18 protein-coding genes are annotated in these 14,263 nt (G+C 72.1%); 6 read left to right on the top strand and 12 right to left on the bottom strand.

Translation table 11 applies throughout. The annotated features are described in order from the left end of the window. Window positions 1–45: 45 nt before the first annotated feature. A complete protein-coding gene (locus ACZ5WK_RS24835) occupies window positions 46–237 on the bottom strand; it encodes a MerR family transcriptional regulator (RefSeq protein ID WP_465550171.1) in 192 nt (63 codons plus the stop codon). Between the two features lie 183 nt (window positions 238–420). Here ACZ5WK_RS24835 and ACZ5WK_RS24830 point away from each other — a divergent pair, with 183 nt between their 5' ends. Further along, entirely contained in the window at window positions 421–888 is a 468-nt protein-coding gene (locus ACZ5WK_RS24830; RefSeq protein ID WP_465550169.1) for a type II toxin-antitoxin system PemK/MazF family toxin, read from the top strand. Between the two features lie 4 nt (window positions 889–892). On the opposite strand, the gene ACZ5WK_RS24825 is transcribed toward ACZ5WK_RS24830, so the two are convergent. From ACZ5WK_RS24825 to clpS, 7 genes are all read right to left on the bottom strand, one after another. Continuing rightward, a complete protein-coding gene (locus ACZ5WK_RS24825; protein ID WP_465550167.1) occupies window positions 893–1,861 on the bottom strand; it encodes a PLP-dependent cysteine synthase family protein in 969 nt (322 codons plus the stop codon). A 79-nt stretch (window positions 1,862–1,940) separates the two neighbouring features. Beyond that, window positions 1,941–2,219 (bottom strand): MoaD/ThiS family protein, encoded by a 279-nt coding sequence (locus ACZ5WK_RS24820; RefSeq protein ID WP_396322717.1) that lies wholly within the window; start codon window positions 2,217–2,219, stop codon window positions 1,941–1,943. 103 nt (window positions 2,220–2,322) lie between these two features. Continuing rightward, on the bottom strand, window positions 2,323–2,442 hold the full coding sequence (locus ACZ5WK_RS24815) for a putative leader peptide (RefSeq protein WP_327677307.1): 120 nt from the start codon (window positions 2,440–2,442) through the stop codon (window positions 2,323–2,325). A gap of 139 nt (window positions 2,443–2,581) precedes the next feature. Beyond that, complete coding sequence (locus ACZ5WK_RS24810; protein ID WP_465550164.1) at window positions 2,582–3,013, bottom strand: M67 family metallopeptidase; 432 nt, start codon at window positions 3,011–3,013, stop codon at window positions 2,582–2,584. 66 nt (window positions 3,014–3,079) lie between these two features. Next, complete coding sequence (locus ACZ5WK_RS24805) at window positions 3,080–4,522, bottom strand: amino acid permease (protein WP_465550162.1); 1,443 nt, start codon at window positions 4,520–4,522, stop codon at window positions 3,080–3,082. Between the two features lie 187 nt (window positions 4,523–4,709). Then, on the bottom strand, window positions 4,710–5,285 hold the full coding sequence (locus ACZ5WK_RS24800; protein WP_465550160.1) for a DUF2017 domain-containing protein: 576 nt from the start codon (window positions 5,283–5,285) through the stop codon (window positions 4,710–4,712). A 59-nt stretch (window positions 5,286–5,344) separates the two neighbouring features. Beyond that, a complete protein-coding gene (gene clpS / locus ACZ5WK_RS24795) occupies window positions 5,345–5,638 on the bottom strand; it encodes an ATP-dependent Clp protease adapter ClpS (RefSeq protein ID WP_148644646.1) in 294 nt (97 codons plus the stop codon). A gap of 154 nt (window positions 5,639–5,792) precedes the next feature. Between clpS and ACZ5WK_RS24790 the strand changes: the two genes are divergently transcribed. Continuing rightward, the gene (locus ACZ5WK_RS24790) at window positions 5,793–7,109 is read left to right on the top strand and encodes a nicotinate phosphoribosyltransferase (RefSeq protein ID WP_465550157.1); all 1,317 of its coding nucleotides are present in this window, start codon (window positions 5,793–5,795) and stop codon (window positions 7,107–7,109) included. Window positions 7,110–7,263: 154 nt separating this feature from the next. Next, window positions 7,264–7,854 (top strand): isochorismatase family protein, encoded by a 591-nt coding sequence (locus tag ACZ5WK_RS24785; RefSeq protein ID WP_465550155.1) that lies wholly within the window; start codon window positions 7,264–7,266, stop codon window positions 7,852–7,854. Window positions 7,855–7,859: 5 nt separating this feature from the next. On the opposite strand, the gene ACZ5WK_RS24780 is transcribed toward ACZ5WK_RS24785, so the two are convergent. After that, entirely contained in the window at window positions 7,860–8,912 is a 1,053-nt protein-coding gene (locus ACZ5WK_RS24780) for a hypothetical protein (protein ID WP_465550153.1), read from the bottom strand. A 255-nt stretch (window positions 8,913–9,167) separates the two neighbouring features. Here ACZ5WK_RS24780 and ACZ5WK_RS24775 point away from each other — a divergent pair, with 255 nt between their 5' ends. Together ACZ5WK_RS24775 and ACZ5WK_RS24770 are read left to right on the top strand one after the other, a co-directional pair. Then, entirely contained in the window at window positions 9,168–9,731 is a 564-nt protein-coding gene (locus ACZ5WK_RS24775) for a hypothetical protein (RefSeq protein ID WP_465550151.1), read from the top strand. Between the two features lie 667 nt (window positions 9,732–10,398). Continuing rightward, entirely contained in the window at window positions 10,399–10,842 is a 444-nt protein-coding gene (locus ACZ5WK_RS24770; protein WP_465550149.1) for an RNA polymerase sigma factor, read from the top strand. Between the two features lie 54 nt (window positions 10,843–10,896). Here the strand turns inward: ACZ5WK_RS24770 and ACZ5WK_RS24765 are convergent, their stop codons facing one another. Both ACZ5WK_RS24765 and ACZ5WK_RS24760 read right to left on the bottom strand, forming a co-directional pair. Next, the gene (locus tag ACZ5WK_RS24765) at window positions 10,897–11,466 is read right to left on the bottom strand and encodes a DinB family protein (RefSeq protein WP_465550147.1); all 570 of its coding nucleotides are present in this window, start codon (window positions 11,464–11,466) and stop codon (window positions 10,897–10,899) included. 158 nt (window positions 11,467–11,624) lie between these two features. Next, on the bottom strand, window positions 11,625–12,047 hold the full coding sequence (locus ACZ5WK_RS24760; protein WP_465550145.1) for a winged helix-turn-helix transcriptional regulator: 423 nt from the start codon (window positions 12,045–12,047) through the stop codon (window positions 11,625–11,627). 129 nt (window positions 12,048–12,176) lie between these two features. Here ACZ5WK_RS24760 and ACZ5WK_RS24755 point away from each other — a divergent pair, with 129 nt between their 5' ends. After that, a complete protein-coding gene (locus tag ACZ5WK_RS24755) occupies window positions 12,177–12,836 on the top strand; it encodes an NAD(P)-dependent oxidoreductase (RefSeq protein WP_465550143.1) in 660 nt (219 codons plus the stop codon). Window positions 12,837–12,871: 35 nt separating this feature from the next. On the opposite strand, the gene mycP is transcribed toward ACZ5WK_RS24755, so the two are convergent. Further along, complete coding sequence (gene mycP, locus ACZ5WK_RS24750; protein ID WP_465550141.1) at window positions 12,872–14,056, bottom strand: type VII secretion-associated serine protease mycosin; 1,185 nt, start codon at window positions 14,054–14,056, stop codon at window positions 12,872–12,874. Window positions 14,057–14,263: the final 207 nt, after the last annotated feature.

The raw sequence follows: 14,263 nt of genomic DNA, 5'->3' as shown, positions 1-14,263 counted from the left end.
ACCAGAACGCCGGGGCGGCAGTTCGACGGGGGCCGGGGCGCCGGTTCAGCGGTGGCCCGGGCGCCGACGGGCCCAGGCCTTGATCGAGTCGGGATACCAGCGGGGGTGGCCGCCGCCGTCGACGACGTCCGGGTCGGGGAGCAGGCCGTGCCGGCGGTAGTTGCGGACGGTCTCCGGCTGGACGTTGATGTGGCGGGCGATCTCGGCGTACGACCACAGGTCGGTGCTGCGGCTCACGGGGGCCTCCGGGATGCGTGGGGGCGTGCGTGGTCAGCTTTTCCGGCGCTCGGGGGCGGCTTTACGGCAGATCGGACTCTGTGGTCATTCCGTGACGAACCGGGAGCAGGGTTCGGATAAATGCTCAACCGTCACGGTGGCCACGGTGGTGGGGGCGGGCGCGGTCCCGGTACGGTTCGCCGCATGACTGGCATCTGGGTGGTCCTGGCCGTGGCGGGCGTCGCGGTCCTGGCGTTGGTCGTGTCGGCCCTGGTCCGCCGGGCGCGCGGGGCGTCGGCCCCGGCACCGTCCCGTCCGGCCCCGCGCCCGCGTGAGCGGGCGTCGCGCGGGCAGGCCCCGGCACCGCAGGAGATCTGGTGGGCGCAGGTGCCGTTCGAGGACGGTCCGGGGACGAAGGACCGCCCCTGCCTGGTGCTGCGGGTGAACGGCCGCACCGCGACCGTCGCGAAGATCACCAGCAAGCACCACGCCGACCGTCCGGGGGTCCTGCCGCTGCCGCCGGGCTCGGTGGGCGACCGCCAGGGCCGGACCAGCTGGCTGGAGACGGACGAGCTGCGCGAGGTGGCGCTCGCCGACTTCCGCCGCCGGGCCGGCGTGGTGGACCGGCAGATCTGGGCCCGCGCGCAGCGGGCGATGTCGGCCGGTCGGTGAGGCGTCAGGCCCAGAGCTGGCCCTGGAGCGCCTCGACCGCGGCCTCGGTGGACTCGGCGGTGTAGATGCCGGTGGACAGGTACTTCCAGCCGCCGTCGGCGACGACGAAGACGATGTCGGCGCGCTGCCCGGCCGCGGCGGCCTTGCGGCCGGCGCCGAGCGCGGCGTGCAGGATGGCGCCGGTGGAGACGCCGGCGAAGATGCCCTCCTGCTGGAGGAGTTCGCGGGTGCGGCGGACGGCGTCGGCGGAGCCGACCGAGAAGCGGGTGGTGAGCACCTCGGCGTCGTACAGCTCGGGGACGAAGCCCTCGTCGAGGTTGCGCAGGCCGTAGACCAGGTCGTCGTAGCGCGGCTCGGCGGCGACGATCTGCACGCCGGGGACCTTCTCGCGCAGGAAGCGGCCGACGCCCATCAGGGTGCCGGTGGTGCCGAGGCCGGCCACGAAGTGGGTGACGCCGGGCAGGTCGGCGAGGATCTCGGGGCCGGTGGTGGCGTAGTGGGCGCCGGCGTTGTCCGGGTTGCCGTACTGGTAGAGCATGACCCAGTCGGGGTGCTCGGCGGCGATCTCCTTGGCGATCCGCACCGCGGTGTTGGAGCCGCCGGCGGCCGGGGAGGCGATGATCTCGGCGCCCCACATGCGCAGCAGTTCGCGGCGTTCCTCGCTGGTGTTCTCGGGCATCACGCAGACCATCCGGTAGCCCTTGAGCTTGGCCGCCATGGCGAGCGAGATGCCGGTGTTGCCGCTGGTGGGCTCCAGGATGGTGCAGCCGGGGGTGAGCAGTCCGGAGTCCTCGGCGCGCTCGATCATGTGCAGCGCCGGGCGGTCCTTGATGGAGCCGGTGGGGTTGCGGTCCTCCAGCTTGGCCCAGAGGGTGACCCGGCCGTCGGTGTTGCCGGGGACGCCGGCGGAGAGTCGGGGCAGGCGGACCAGCGGGGTGTTGCCGACGGCTTCGAGCGGGCTGTCGTAACGCAAGGGGGGCCTCCGGCAACGGCGGTGAGGGTCGGGAGCGGCGGCTCTCCCGCCTGCGCGGGGCGGGCGGGAGAGCGGGCGGTCAGCGGGCGCCGCCGGCCACGGCGGGCAGGATGGTGACGCTGTCGCCGTCGGCGAGGGCGGTGGAGATGCCCGCCAGGAAGCGGACGTCCTCGTCGTTGAGGTAGACGTTGACGAAGCGGCGCAGCTCGCCGCCCTCCAGCAGGCGGGCGGCGATGCCCGGGTGGCGGGCGTCGAGGTCCTGGAAGAGTTCCCCGAGGTTGCTGCCGGTGCCCTCGACGGCCTTGGCGCCGTCGGTGTAGGTGCGGAGGATGGTCGGGATGCGGACCTCGATGGCCATGGGTGCGCTCCTGTGCGAGTCGTGAGGTGGGTGGGCCGCAGCGGGCGCGGCAGGGCGGGGTGGGCCCGGGGCACAGGGCGTGCGGCGGGCCTGGGCGGGCGGCTCAGCGAGAGCGCGCGGGCGTGCCGGGACAGATCGCACTGGCGAGCCGGCACAGGTCGACGTGCAGGCGCGCCACGAGGCGGGTGCCCGGGGCCTGGGTGCTCACATCGACGGAACGCATGGGCTCATCGTATAGATTCCCGGCCTGGCTTAGACATGCCCGTCTCGCGATCCGGATGTTTCTGTTTCTGTTGTTGAGATGGCACCGGCCCGCCGACCACGCGTGGGCAGTCGGCGGGCCGCGCCCAGGTGGGTGCTGGTCAGGGCTGGTAGGCCTCGACGACCTGGACGTCTTCCTCTGTGATCTCGCCGTCCACGATGCGGAACGAGCGGAACTGGAACGGATCGTCCGGGCCGTTGCCGTCGGCGGTGGAGACCAGGACGTAGTGGGCGAACGGCTCGGAGGCGTAGCTCACGTCGGTGCGCGAGGGGTAGGCCTCGGTCGCGGTGTGCGAGTGGTAGACGATCACGGGCTCCTCGTCCCGGTCGTCCATCTCGCGGTAGAGCTTGAGCAGGTCGCCCGAGTCGAACTCGTAGAAGGTGGGCGAGCGGGCGGCGTTGAGCATCGGGATGAACCGCTCCGGCCGTCCGGTGCCGGCCGGGCCTGCCACCACGCCACAGGCCTCGTCCGGGTGGTCGGCGCGGGCGTGGGCGACGATCGCGTCGCGCAGTTCTCGGGTGATGGTCAGCATGCGGTCAGGATAGCCACGCCCCGGCGGCTGCCCGCCGGGGCGTCCACGGCGTGGTCCGCCGGGCCGTCAGCCGCCGTTGCGGGCGTGCAGGTGGTCGTGGGCGACGGCGTGGACGGCGGCCGGGCTGCGGCGCTTGAGCACCTGGTAGCCGATCACCAGCACGACGGCCCAGGCGGGGAAGACGTACAGCGAGATGCGGTTGTCCTTGTCCAGGGCGATCAGGACGACGACCAGGACGAGGAAGGCGAGCGCGGCCCAGCTGCTCCAGAGGCCGCCGGGCGCCTTGAAGCTCGGCGGCGGGAGGTGGCCGCCCTTCCAGGACTTGCGGTAGCGGATCTGGCAGATCAGGATCATCGCCCAGGTCCAGAGGCCGCAGACGGTGGCGACCGAGGTGATGTACTCGAACGCCTTGGCGGGGACGAGGTAGTTGAGGACGACGCCGGCGCCCATCAGCAGCGAGGAGAGGGTGATCGCGGCGGCGGGGGTGCGGCGGGAGTTGAGCTTGGTGAGCTGCCCGGGGGCCTGGCCGCGCAGGGCGAGGTCGCGCAGCATCCGGCCGGTGGAGTACATGCCGGAGTTGCAGGAGGAGAGCGCGGCGGTGAGCACCACGAAGTTGATGATTCCGGCCGCGGCGGGGATGCCGATCTTGCCGAAGGCGGCGACGAACGGGCTGACGCCGGGCTGGAATTCGGTCCACGGGACGAGCGAGAGGATGATCACCAGGGCGCCGATGTAGAACAGCATGATGCGCCACGGCAGGGTGTTGATGGCGCGCGGCAGGGTCTTCTGCGGGTTCTCGCTCTCGCCGGCGGTGACGCCGACCAGTTCCACGCCGAGGTAGGCGAACATGACGATCTGCAGCGTCATCACGGTGGCGCCGATCCCCTTGGGGAAGAAGCCGCCGTCCTGCCAGAGGTTGGTGATCGACGCGGTGTCACCGGCGTCGCTGAAGCCGAGGGTGAGCACGCCTATGCCGATCAGGATCATGCCGATGATGGCGGTGACCTTGACCATGGAGAACCAGAACTCGATCTCGCCGAAGAGCTTCACCGAGATCAGGTTGGCCGCGTAGAGGATGACCAGGAACGTCAGCGCGCTGAGCCACTGCGGGATGCCGGGTGCCCAGAACTTCACGTAGACGGCGGCCGCGGTGGTCTCCGCCATGCCCGTGACCACCCAGAACAGCCAGTACGTCCAGCCCGTCACATAGCCCGCGAAGGGGCCGACGAACTCCCGGGCGTACTCGGCGAAGCTGCCGGACACCGGGCGGTAGGTGAGCAGTTCACCGAGCGCCCGCATGATCACGAAGATCGCCACGCCGGCCACCGCGTACGACAGGATCAGGCTCGGGCCGGACTTGGAGATCGCGGTGCCGGCGCCGAGGAAGAGGCCGGTGCCGATGGCGCCGCCGATCGCGATCATCTGGATCTGGCGGCTGCCGAGCCCCCGCTCGTAGCCCTCCTCGTCCGGTTTGGTGTCGACCACTTCGTCGTAGAGCTTCTCGGTCATGGCACACCGTCCTGGATGGGTCTCGTGGGGTGGAGAAGTCGTACCACGCAGACTCCGGATAGCGGTGTCCACCTGAGCGATATTTGAGCATGGAGTGGTATTATTTCGCCCGTTTTGAACGGAAAAGCCCCGACCCCTTGTCCAGCATGCGGACGTGGAGCCGGGGCTGCCCGGAACCGGGCAGGATTCAGTCCGAGACCGCCTCCAGCAGCGACTCCTGGAGGGCCCCCAGCCACAGGTACGCCATCACCAGCGGCTTGCGCTCGTCGGTGTCCGGCAGGTCGTACAGACCCTGCTCGTCCTCCTCGGTGATCTCCAGCCGCACGCCCAGGGTCAGCCGCAGGTCGTTGAGCGCGCCCAGCCAGCGCGGGCAGTCGCCGGAGGGCAGCTTGAGCACCCCTCCCTCACCGCCGAGACCGTCCAGCGCCCGGACCACCTGCAGCGCGTCCTCGCGCTTGCGGGCGCGCAGGTCCAGCTCGGTGTAGCGGCGGAACTCGCCGGAGGCCGCCTTGCCCTCGGCGTCCTGGGGCTTCTCCGGATCCCGGTATGCGTCCGGGAAGAGCCGGGCCAGCGCCGGGTCGGAGGGCGCCTCGCTCGGCCCCTCGGCGAACAGCGCGGCGAGCGGATCCCCGCCCTCACCACCCGGGCCGGGGCCGATCAGCTCCAGCATCTGCACTTCCAGGGATCGCAGGATCGAGGCCTCGACCTCGTCCAGCACGATCGCCGCACTCCCGCCGCCGCCACTCTCGAACAACCCAGCCATCTGTATCGGTCAGCCCGTCTTCGTCGTCTTCGGTGATACCCCGGGGCGCGGCCCGCGGCTCAGTCGTGCTGGAGCGTGGCCCAGAGGCCGTAGCCGTGCATCGCCTGCACGTCGCGCTCCATCTCCTCACGGGACCCGCTGGAGACCACCGCCCGACCCTTGGTGTGCACCTCCATCATCAGCTTCCGGGCCTTGTCCTTCGGGTAGCCGAAGTAGGCCTGGAAGACGTACTGGACGTAGCTCATCAGGTTGACCGGGTCGTTGTGCACGATGGTCACCCAGGGGGTGTCCGGCTCAGCCACCGGTAGGCCTTCGACCTCCGGGCGCTCGATCTCTGCGGGCGCGACACTCACCGCCGGGTCCTCCTCGCCGTTCCTCCGGATACCTGCACCTTCAGCCCCCATGCTGCCATCCGGGGGACCTCCGGGCGATTCCGCCCCATGGCTGCGCGAGCACCCCCCATGAGAAATCGTCAATCTGACGCTAAGTGGTAGTAGCATCATCCTCATGGACGCCACTTCAGTGCGCGCGGCCGGTTCGACCGCGCTCCTCACCGACCGCTACGAGCTCACCATGCTGCAGGCCGCCCTGCAGAGCGGGGCCGCGCACCGCCGCTCCGTCTTCGAGGTGTTCACCCGCCGCCTGCCCGGCGGCCGCCGCTACGGCGTCATGGCCGGCACCGGCCGGGTGCTGGACGCCGTCGAGAACTTCCGCTTCACCGCCGTGCAGCTCGACTGGCTGGCCGCACAGAACGTCGTCGACACCGACACCCTGCGCTTCCTGGCCGACTACCGGTTCACCGGCGACATCCACGGCTACCCGGAGGGCGAGGTCTACTTCCCCGGGTCGCCGCTGCTGACCGTCGAGGGCACCTTCGCCGAGGCGGTGATCCTGGAGACGGTGATCCTGTCGGTCCTCAACCACGACTCGGCGATCGCCGCCGCCGCCTCCCGGATGACCGCCGCGGCCGGCGGTCGCCCGGTGATCGAGATGGGCGCCCGGCGCGCCCACGAGCAGGCCGCCGTCTCGGCCGCCCGGGCCGCGTACGTGGCCGGCTTCTCCGCCACCTCGGACCTGGAGGCCGGGTTCACCTACGGCATCCCGACCACCGGCACCGCCGCGCACGCCTTCACACTGGTGCACGACAGCGAGCGGGACGCGTTCCGGGCGCAGATCGCCTCGATGGGCAAGGGCACCACGCTGCTGGTCGACACCTTCGACCTGCGCGAGGCGGTCCGCACGGCCGTCGAGGTGGCCGGCCCCGAGCTGGGCGCGGTCCGGATCGACTCCGGCGACCTCACCCTGCTGGCGCACCGGGTCCGCCGCCAGTTGGACGAGCTCGGCGCCCACAAGACGAGGATCATCGTCACCTCGGACCTCGACGAGTACGCGATCGCCGCGCTGGCCGCCGCCCCGGTGGACGGCTACGGCGTCGGCACCAGCCTGGTCACCGGCAGCGGCCACCCGACCTGCGCGATGGTCTACAAGCTGGTCGCCCGGGCCGAGTCCGAGGACGGGCCGCTGGTCGCGGTCGCCAAGCGCGCCGCCGGCGGCAAGACCAGCATCGGCGGCCGCAAGTGGGCGGCCCGGCGGCCCGACGCGGACGGCGTGGCCGAGGCCGAGGTGGTCGGCACCGGGCCGGTCCCGGCCGAGCTGGAGCCGCACCTGATGCAGGTGCCGCTGGTGCTGGCCGGCGAGGTGGTCGGCCGGGAGCCGCTGAGCGCCGCGCGCGAGCGGCACGTCCGGGCCCGGGCGGGGCTGCCGCTGTCGGCCACCCAACTGTCCAAGGGCGACCCGGTGCTGGCGACCGAGCTGCTCCTGTGACACCGCTCCGCGGCCGCCGGGCCCCCGGGGGCGCGGACCCGGGTGCTCCCCGGGCCTTCCGCCCCCGGGTGCCACTGCCTACAGTCGACCGTAGAGTTCCCACCGGAAGCGCACAGAACCAGCGCACCACCCCCCACAACCGAGGATGCGAGCCATGCACCGGGCACTGATCGTCGTCGACGTGCAGAACGACTTCTGCGAGGGCGGCAGTCTGGCCGTCGCCGGCGGGGCCGAGGTCGCCGCCTCGATCACCGACCTGATCGCCGAGGCCCGCCCCGGGTACCAGCACGTCCTCGCCACCCGCGACAACCACATCGACCCGGGCGACCACTTCTCGGACCACCCGGACTACGTCAACAGCTGGCCGGTGCACTGCGTGGCGGGCACCGAGGGGGTGGGCTTCCACCCCAACTTCGCGCCGTCGGTCACCTCCGGCGCCATCGAGGCCGTCTTCGACAAGGGCGCCTACGCGGCGGCGTACAGCGGCTTCGAGGGGCTGGACGAGAACAACCGCGGGCCGGTCGACTGGCTGCGCGAGCGTCAGGTCACCGAGGTGGACGTGGTCGGCCTGGCCACCGACCACTGCGTCAAGGCCACCGCGCTGGACGCGGCCCGGGCGGGCTTCACCACCCGCGTCCTGCTGGACCTGACGGCGGGCGTGGCGCCGGACACCACCGCCGCCGCGCTGGAGGAGCTGCGGGCGGCCGGGGTCGAGCTGGTCGGCACCCCGACGGTACGCGGCTGAGCCGCTCAGCCCGCACCGACCAGCAGTTCCACCACGTCGGTGCCACCCTTCCGGAAGGCCTCGCGCAGTTCGGCGCCGACCGCGTCCGGCTCGGCGGCCAGCCTGACACCGGAGAGGTAGACCACCCGGATCCCCAGGTACTCCATCCGGTGCTGGCCGCCGCGCACCCAGGCGGCCTCCCCCTCGCTGACGCAGCGCAGCTCCGGGTCGACCTCCACCGCCACGCCCGCCTGCGGCCAGTAGAGGTCCGGCACGGCGATGTAGGTGCCGCCGCGCATCCGCAGCTCCGGGCCGGCCAGCGGGGCGGGCAGCAGCCACTCGTCGGCGAGCTCACCGAGCCGCGCCAGAACGGCGTCCCGCTCCTCGGAGAGCAGCTCGTCCAGCGCGGCCCGCACCCGCAGGTCGGCCGCGAGCCCGGACTCGGTCAGCTCGGCGACCAGCTCCCTCGCGCTGCAACGGGCATCGGGCCGCCCCACCCGGGAGCCGGGCCGGCCCACGGCCTCCCGCAGCACCTCGCGGACCGGCAGCGCGGCGCCCCCGCCGAACTCCGGCGCCGCGCCCTCGGCCGTCCACTCGCACAGCGCGTCCGCCACCGCCCGGGCGACCGGCGCACAGGCCAGGCCGTGCACCGAGTGGGCCACCAACTCCCGTTCGGTGCGCCGGATCCGCACCTCCCCGGCGTCCTTGAGCCGACGCTGACGGGGCACCAGGACGTCCACCCCCGTGACGGCCGGCAGCCGGGGCACCGCGGCGAAGCCGTACAGCGCCAGTGCGGCGGTGCCGGTGATCACCGCACCCTCGCGGCGGCCCTCCTCACGGCCGTTCTGCGCCGCGTACAGCAGCGCGGCCCACATCCGCTGCTCCGGGGTCGGCTCGCCGGACTGCAGCAGGTAGACCCGGGGCAGCAGGCGCTGCCACGGGCCGCCGCGGCGGCAGTGCCCGCTGACGACCCGGGCCGGCACGCCCCGGGCGCGCAGCTGGCTGGCGGTGATGACGTTCTGCTGACGCTTCGCCAGTTCCTCCAGGGAAGGCGTCGGCGAGGGAATCCGGTAGCTCATGCCGACACCATCCCCAACAGCCCGGACCGGCCATCGGTCGCCTGACGCACTGTTACCCAACCGTCGTGAAACCGGGACCAGCCTGCACTAAAGTCCCCATACCCTCACCCATTCGGAGTAATGGGAGGTCACGGGATTGCCGGCACCGGCCGAAGCCGATCAACGACCAGCGCTTCTGACCGTGAGTGACCAAGGGCATACGCCGAAGCGCCGCCGGGCGTCACTCCAGCTCCCTGGATTGCCTACCCTTAGTTCATGTCACGTGACGAGACCGCCGGCCTCCGCGCGGCCCAGCTCCGCCTTGGCCGCCTGCCCGGATACGTCCGCCGGCCGGACCCGGCCCGCCGCAGCGGCGAACAGGGCCATACGTACAAGAAGGGCTGGGAGGTCCGCTTCACGGCCCGCAGCGAGGCCGAGATAGCCGAGATCCGCGACCTCGTGGTCGCCGCCGGATTCGCCCCGGCCAGACCCTTCTTCAAGGGCCACCAGCTGATCCAGCCGGTCTACGGGATGGCCGCCGTCCAGGCCTACCTGGCCGCGAGACAGGCGGCCGAGGAACAGGCCGCCCGCGCGACCGGGGGCCGGGGGCGGAGCGGAACCGACGGGGCCGACGGGGCCGACGGAGCCGACGGAGCCGACGAGGCCTTCCGGCGGCGCGAGGAGGGCGCGGCGGAGAGTGCGGCGGCAGCAGCCACCGCGGCGGCAGCGGCGGCCGGACCGGCGCGGCGGAGGGCTGTCGATTCGTTTCCCGCCCAGCTCGGGCGGAGCACCGCGGCGGACGACCGGCTCTCCCCCTCGGAGGCCCGGCAACCGGGCTGAAGAAGCGTCACACCGGTTTCCCCTGCGGCTCCTTGCCGTTGCCCTCCACTCCGTACCGCTCCGTCCGGCGAAGGCGGGCGCGGCGGGCGCGAACGGGGGCCGGACGGCGGGTGCCGGATGGCGGGCGCCGAATGGGGGCCGGACGGCGGGCGTGACCGGGGCCGGGCGGCGGGCGTCGGACGGCCCGCCTCCGCCGCCCCGGAACCGCCCCTTCGCCACCCCGGACGGCAGCCCCACCCACCCCGGCGCGCCGCCGCCCGGGGGAGCGCACCACCCACCCGCGCACCCGCCTCCGCGCCCGCTCCCACCCTCCGCGCGCGCGACAGGTGGCGCGCGCGCGGCTTCACGCCTCGGGTGTGGACGCGAGCCACCGGACCGCCTACGGTGGCCCATCAACCGCTCCACCACTCCCCGCCGACCACCCTGGCTGACCGGCCATGACGCTCTCACTCTCGCGACCCTGGCAGCGCTGCGCACCACCCCCACCACCGGCCCCGCGCCACCCCGCCGCCCGTCGACCCGCACCCGGCCACCGCCGGAACCGGCCGAGCGGCGGCACGTTCCGGGCATTCAATCCGATTGGTCACCCAGAGCACCGAGCGCCTACCGTAGAGTGAGCACAGATGATCGACCGTCAGAAGCCCATCTCACTTGCCGAGAAGCCGAGATGACCAACCGTCATGACAGCACCGCCGAGCCTCCCCCGGCGCCCGGCGATCCGTCCGTCGTACCGCTGGAGTTCGCGGCGTTCTGCGAGCTGCACCGGCCGCGTTACCTCAGCTACGCCCGGGTCTGGCTGCCGGACCACGCCGAGGCGATCGGCGCCGTGCAGCAGGCCTTCGCCGAAATCGCCGTCCAGTGGCGCGAGTTGCTGGGCAGCTCCAATCCGACCGCGCACGCCTGGCAGATCCTGCGCGGCACGGTCAACGAGCACACCCTGCGGGCCGACCCGCCGGCCCGGCCCAGCCACCCCGCCGACGACGACCTGGCGATCCTGCACTACATCGTCGGCCTCGCCGCCCCCGAGATCGCCGACGTCATCGGCACCGACACCGCCAGCGTGGCCGGCCGACTCCGCCGCACCATGCTCCGCGAGGCCTCCGGCTGGTGATCCCGGCCGGGCGCCCGCGCCCAACTCCCCCGCGTCGCAGCCCGCTCGGCAGGATCAGACCCGCTCGCCCGTCACGTCGTACAGGTGGTGGACCGGGTCGTGGACCAGGTAGTGGGAGAACGACTCCACCGTGAAGCGCGCACCGTCACTGCGGTTGCCGGTGCGGTGCCACTGGTCGCCGGACACCTGCTCGAACGCGTCCGCGAGGACCCGCGCGGCCTCGGCCAGGTCCGCCGCGACCTCCTCCGGCTGCGCCTCCCAGTAGCGCTCGGCGGCGGCCGTCTCGTCCTGGTCCCAGTTCGGGAAGTCCGGGTTCTCCTGGTCGAGCATGAGGTTCAACCGGAAGTGGAACAGCCGGAAGACGTCCCGCACATGGCACGCGTACTCGAGGTCCGACCAGGTCTCCGGGCGGGGACGGCGGCGCAGCACCTCCTCGTCCCCGGCCAGCACGGCCACCCAGGCATCGGCGTTGTCCCGGATCAGCCCGGGGACGGCCTCGCGGGAGACGGCCGCCGACTCCAGGCCGCAGTCCGGGCAGGGGCGCTCCAGGACCCACGTCCAGTCCTTGGTGTCCGGGACGATGCTGTCGGCGGGGGTAGCGGGGGCGTTCTCGGGAGTGGTCATGTGCCCAGGATGGCCGCCCCGGCACCGGGCCCACCAGCGGTCATAGCGCCAGCGGCCGCCGAAATGCTGCCAGGCTCAGCCGGCCCGCCCGACATCGCACGCGTCCTGCTCTTCCTGCCTGCCCTGCTCGTCCTTCCTGCCTGCTCGTCCCGGGCGTCCTACTCGTCCCGTTCTTCCTGCTCCTCCCGCTCCTCCCGCTCGAACGCCTCGCGGGCCTCCAGCAGGGCGGCCAGGTGCTCGCGGCTCCACGCGCAGACCGCGTCCATCGGCCCCAGCAGCGACTGGCCCAGCGGCGTCAGCGAATACTCCACCCTCGGCGGATTCTCGTCGTAGTCGGTCCGGGTCACCACCCCGTCGTGCTCCATCGCGCGCAACGTCTCGGCCAGCACCTTCGCCGTGATGCCCACCAGCGGCACCCGCAACTCGGAGAAGCGTCGCGGGCCGCCCTCCAGACAGCGCATCAGCTTCCAGGTCCACTTCCTGCCGCCCAGCACCGGCATCGACTGCACCGGGCAGTCCGGGTCGAAGAAGTCCACCGACAGAGGTGCGGACGCCAGGGATTCGAGCACGGTCTGCGACATGGCACCGACGGTAGCGGACCCGGAATCCGTGCAGGCCCCCGCCGGTACCGTTGAAGTAACCGGCACCCCCCGGTCTACCGTCACGGCAACGGTGGCGACAACGCCCCCGGCCAACGGACGGAGACCGTCATGAGCAGCACCCACGAGCAGATCGACCGCAGCATCGTCGTCTACGGCGCGGGCGGGCAGGTCGGCCGCGCCGTCGTCGCCGAGGCCCGGCTGCGCGGGCTGGCGGTCACCGCCGCCGTACGCGATCCCGAACGCCACCCGGACCTCGCCGACGAGGGCATCACCCTCGTCCGCTGCGACGTCACCGACCCCGCCGACGTCGCCTCCGCCGCACACGGGCACGCCGCCGCCGTCTCCACCGTCTACACGCCCGACGTACCCTCCGCGGACTTCTACCGGGCCACCGCCGACGCCCTGGTGACCGGCCTCGGCACCGCCGAGGTCCGCCGGCTGGTCCACGTCGGCGTCGCTACCACCCTGGAGACCGCGCCCGGCACCGCCGTCCACGACGACCCCGGCTTCCCCGAGGCCTACCGAACCTTCTCGCTCGGCCACGCCCTCGCCCTGGACCTGCTGCGGGAGTCCGACACCTCCCTCGACTGGGTCGTCGTCACCCCGCCGCTCGACCTCGACCGCACCGCGCCCGGAACCGGCCAGTACCGGACCGGCGGCCCGCAGGTCCTCGGCGAGCGGATCGCCCAGGCCGACCTCGCGGTCGCCGTGGTCGACGAACTCACCGCCCCCGCCCACCACCGTGAGCAGATCGCCGTCGCCGAGTAGCCGGTGTGGCCTCTCGGCGGAGGTCGGGCTCCGACCTACTGGTACGGGTTACCCGTCGGCGGCACCGGAGGCTGCTGCGGCGGCGGGGCATAGCCGTAGCCCTGCTGCCCCGGAGGACCGGCAGGCGGTGGCACCGGATACGGGTACCCGGCAGCACCGGGCACCGCCACGGCCGACCGCCGCTGCCGCCGACCGCGCACCACCACCAGCACGCAGACGGCGACGAGAACCAGCCCGAACAGCACCCCTGCACCGATCAGCGTGTACGTGATCCCCTGGTTCCCCTCGGCCGCGGCAGCCGGCGCCGCGGGCGGCACCCCGGACGGGTCCTCCGCACCATCGTCCGGAGCCCCCTGCGACTCGGCCCGGCCCAGCAGCGGGTTCTCCTTCGGGCCCCCGTCAACAGCCGGGTTCGGCTCCAGCGCCTTGGCCGGGGACACGGTCCCGTAGCCGTAATGGGCGTTGGGCACCGAGGAACCGTCCGGGGGCGGAGTGGCACTCTTGATCATCCGATTGATGACCTGACCGGCGGAGAGACTGGGGTACTTCGAGCGAATGAGAGCTGCCGTGGCGGAAACATAGGCGGTGGCGCCAGAGGTGCCCTGGCCAATGCCATAGGCCGACGTCGACTTGGCTGCGGCGTGGTAAACCTCCACGCCTGGCGCAGCCAGCGTGGTCTCAGGGCCGAAGGTGGACTTCTCCCATACCTTGCCCTGCTCATCGACCGCCGCCACAGCGACCACCCCGGGGAAGGCAGCCGGGTACTCGACGGGTCTGCCCTTGTCTCCACTGTTTCCAGTGGCTGCTACAACGACGACGTCCTTAGATACAGCGTATTTGATCGCATTACGCACCTCGGAATCGAGGCGCGCATAGCCTCCGAGTGACATGTTGACGACCTTCGCCCCGTGATCCACGGCGAATTTGACGGCCTGCGCAATATCAGACTGTTCGGAGACTGGCGATTCCTCATCGCTTCTGATCTTGATGGGGAGAATCTTCGCCTTGGGCGCAAGGCCCATGATCCCGGCCTGGGAGCCATGCCCGACGCCAGCAATCAGACTGGCCATCCCCGTCCCGTGGCCGTTTGTATCCACCCGGCCATCCGAATTCCCACCCGAGAAATCGGCTCCGGGAAGTACCTGCCCGATGAGATCCTGGTGATCTTCCTTGACTCCAGTGTCCACTACGGCAACAACGATGCCGTCCCCCTGGCTCATGGGCCAGATCTTCGTGTCCGCCTGGTATTTCTTCAGAGGCCACTGTGAATCCCGGATCTGATCCGCAGCTGCCGGAGTAGCCACGACCCCCCACAACAAGGCTCCAGCAGCAAGCACGGCTGCCCCGCGCCCTACTCGACTGCCTGTCAAGCCTGGTCACCCCACTCAGCGAAGCGTCCCGCAGGTCACCGACCTGCGGGACGACCG

The sequence above is a fragment of the Kitasatospora sp. NPDC032757 genome, assembly GCF_055579305.1.
This window is presented reverse-complemented; position numbering and strand designations above follow the sequence as displayed.

Excerpts from the sequence above, each read along its gene's own strand:
- ACZ5WK_RS24810 (WP_465550164.1), bottom strand. The coding sequence starts at position 3,013 with ATGCTGACCATCACCCGAGAACTGCGCGACGCGATCGTCGCCCACGCC.
- ACZ5WK_RS24770 (WP_465550149.1), top strand. The coding sequence starts at position 10,399 with ATGACCAACCGTCATGACAGCACCGCCGAGCCTCCCCCGGCGCCCGGC.
- mycP (WP_465550141.1), bottom strand. The coding sequence starts at position 14,056 with ATGAGCCAGGGGGACGGCATCGTTGTTGCCGTAGTGGACACTGGAGTC.
- ACZ5WK_RS24760 (WP_465550145.1), bottom strand. The coding sequence starts at position 12,047 with ATGTCGCAGACCGTGCTCGAATCCCTGGCGTCCGCACCTCTGTCGGTG.
- ACZ5WK_RS24820 (WP_396322717.1), bottom strand. The coding sequence starts at position 2,219 with ATGGCCATCGAGGTCCGCATCCCGACCATCCTCCGCACCTACACCGAC.
- ACZ5WK_RS24790 (WP_465550157.1), top strand. The coding sequence starts at position 5,793 with ATGGACGCCACTTCAGTGCGCGCGGCCGGTTCGACCGCGCTCCTCACC.
- ACZ5WK_RS24800 (WP_465550160.1), bottom strand. The coding sequence starts at position 5,285 with ATGGCTGGGTTGTTCGAGAGTGGCGGCGGCGGGAGTGCGGCGATCGTG.
- ACZ5WK_RS24780 (WP_465550153.1), bottom strand. The coding sequence starts at position 8,912 with ATGAGCTACCGGATTCCCTCGCCGACGCCTTCCCTGGAGGAACTGGCG.
- ACZ5WK_RS24775 (WP_465550151.1), top strand. The coding sequence starts at position 9,168 with ATGTCACGTGACGAGACCGCCGGCCTCCGCGCGGCCCAGCTCCGCCTT.
- ACZ5WK_RS24805 (WP_465550162.1), bottom strand. The coding sequence starts at position 4,522 with ATGACCGAGAAGCTCTACGACGAAGTGGTCGACACCAAACCGGACGAG.
- ACZ5WK_RS24755 (WP_465550143.1), top strand. The coding sequence starts at position 12,177 with ATGAGCAGCACCCACGAGCAGATCGACCGCAGCATCGTCGTCTACGGC.
- ACZ5WK_RS24830 (WP_465550169.1), top strand. The coding sequence starts at position 421 with ATGACTGGCATCTGGGTGGTCCTGGCCGTGGCGGGCGTCGCGGTCCTG.
- ACZ5WK_RS24815 (WP_327677307.1), bottom strand. The coding sequence starts at position 2,442 with ATGCGTTCCGTCGATGTGAGCACCCAGGCCCCGGGCACCCGCCTCGTG.
- ACZ5WK_RS24765 (WP_465550147.1), bottom strand. The coding sequence starts at position 11,466 with ATGACCACTCCCGAGAACGCCCCCGCTACCCCCGCCGACAGCATCGTC.
- ACZ5WK_RS24785 (WP_465550155.1), top strand. The coding sequence starts at position 7,264 with ATGCACCGGGCACTGATCGTCGTCGACGTGCAGAACGACTTCTGCGAG.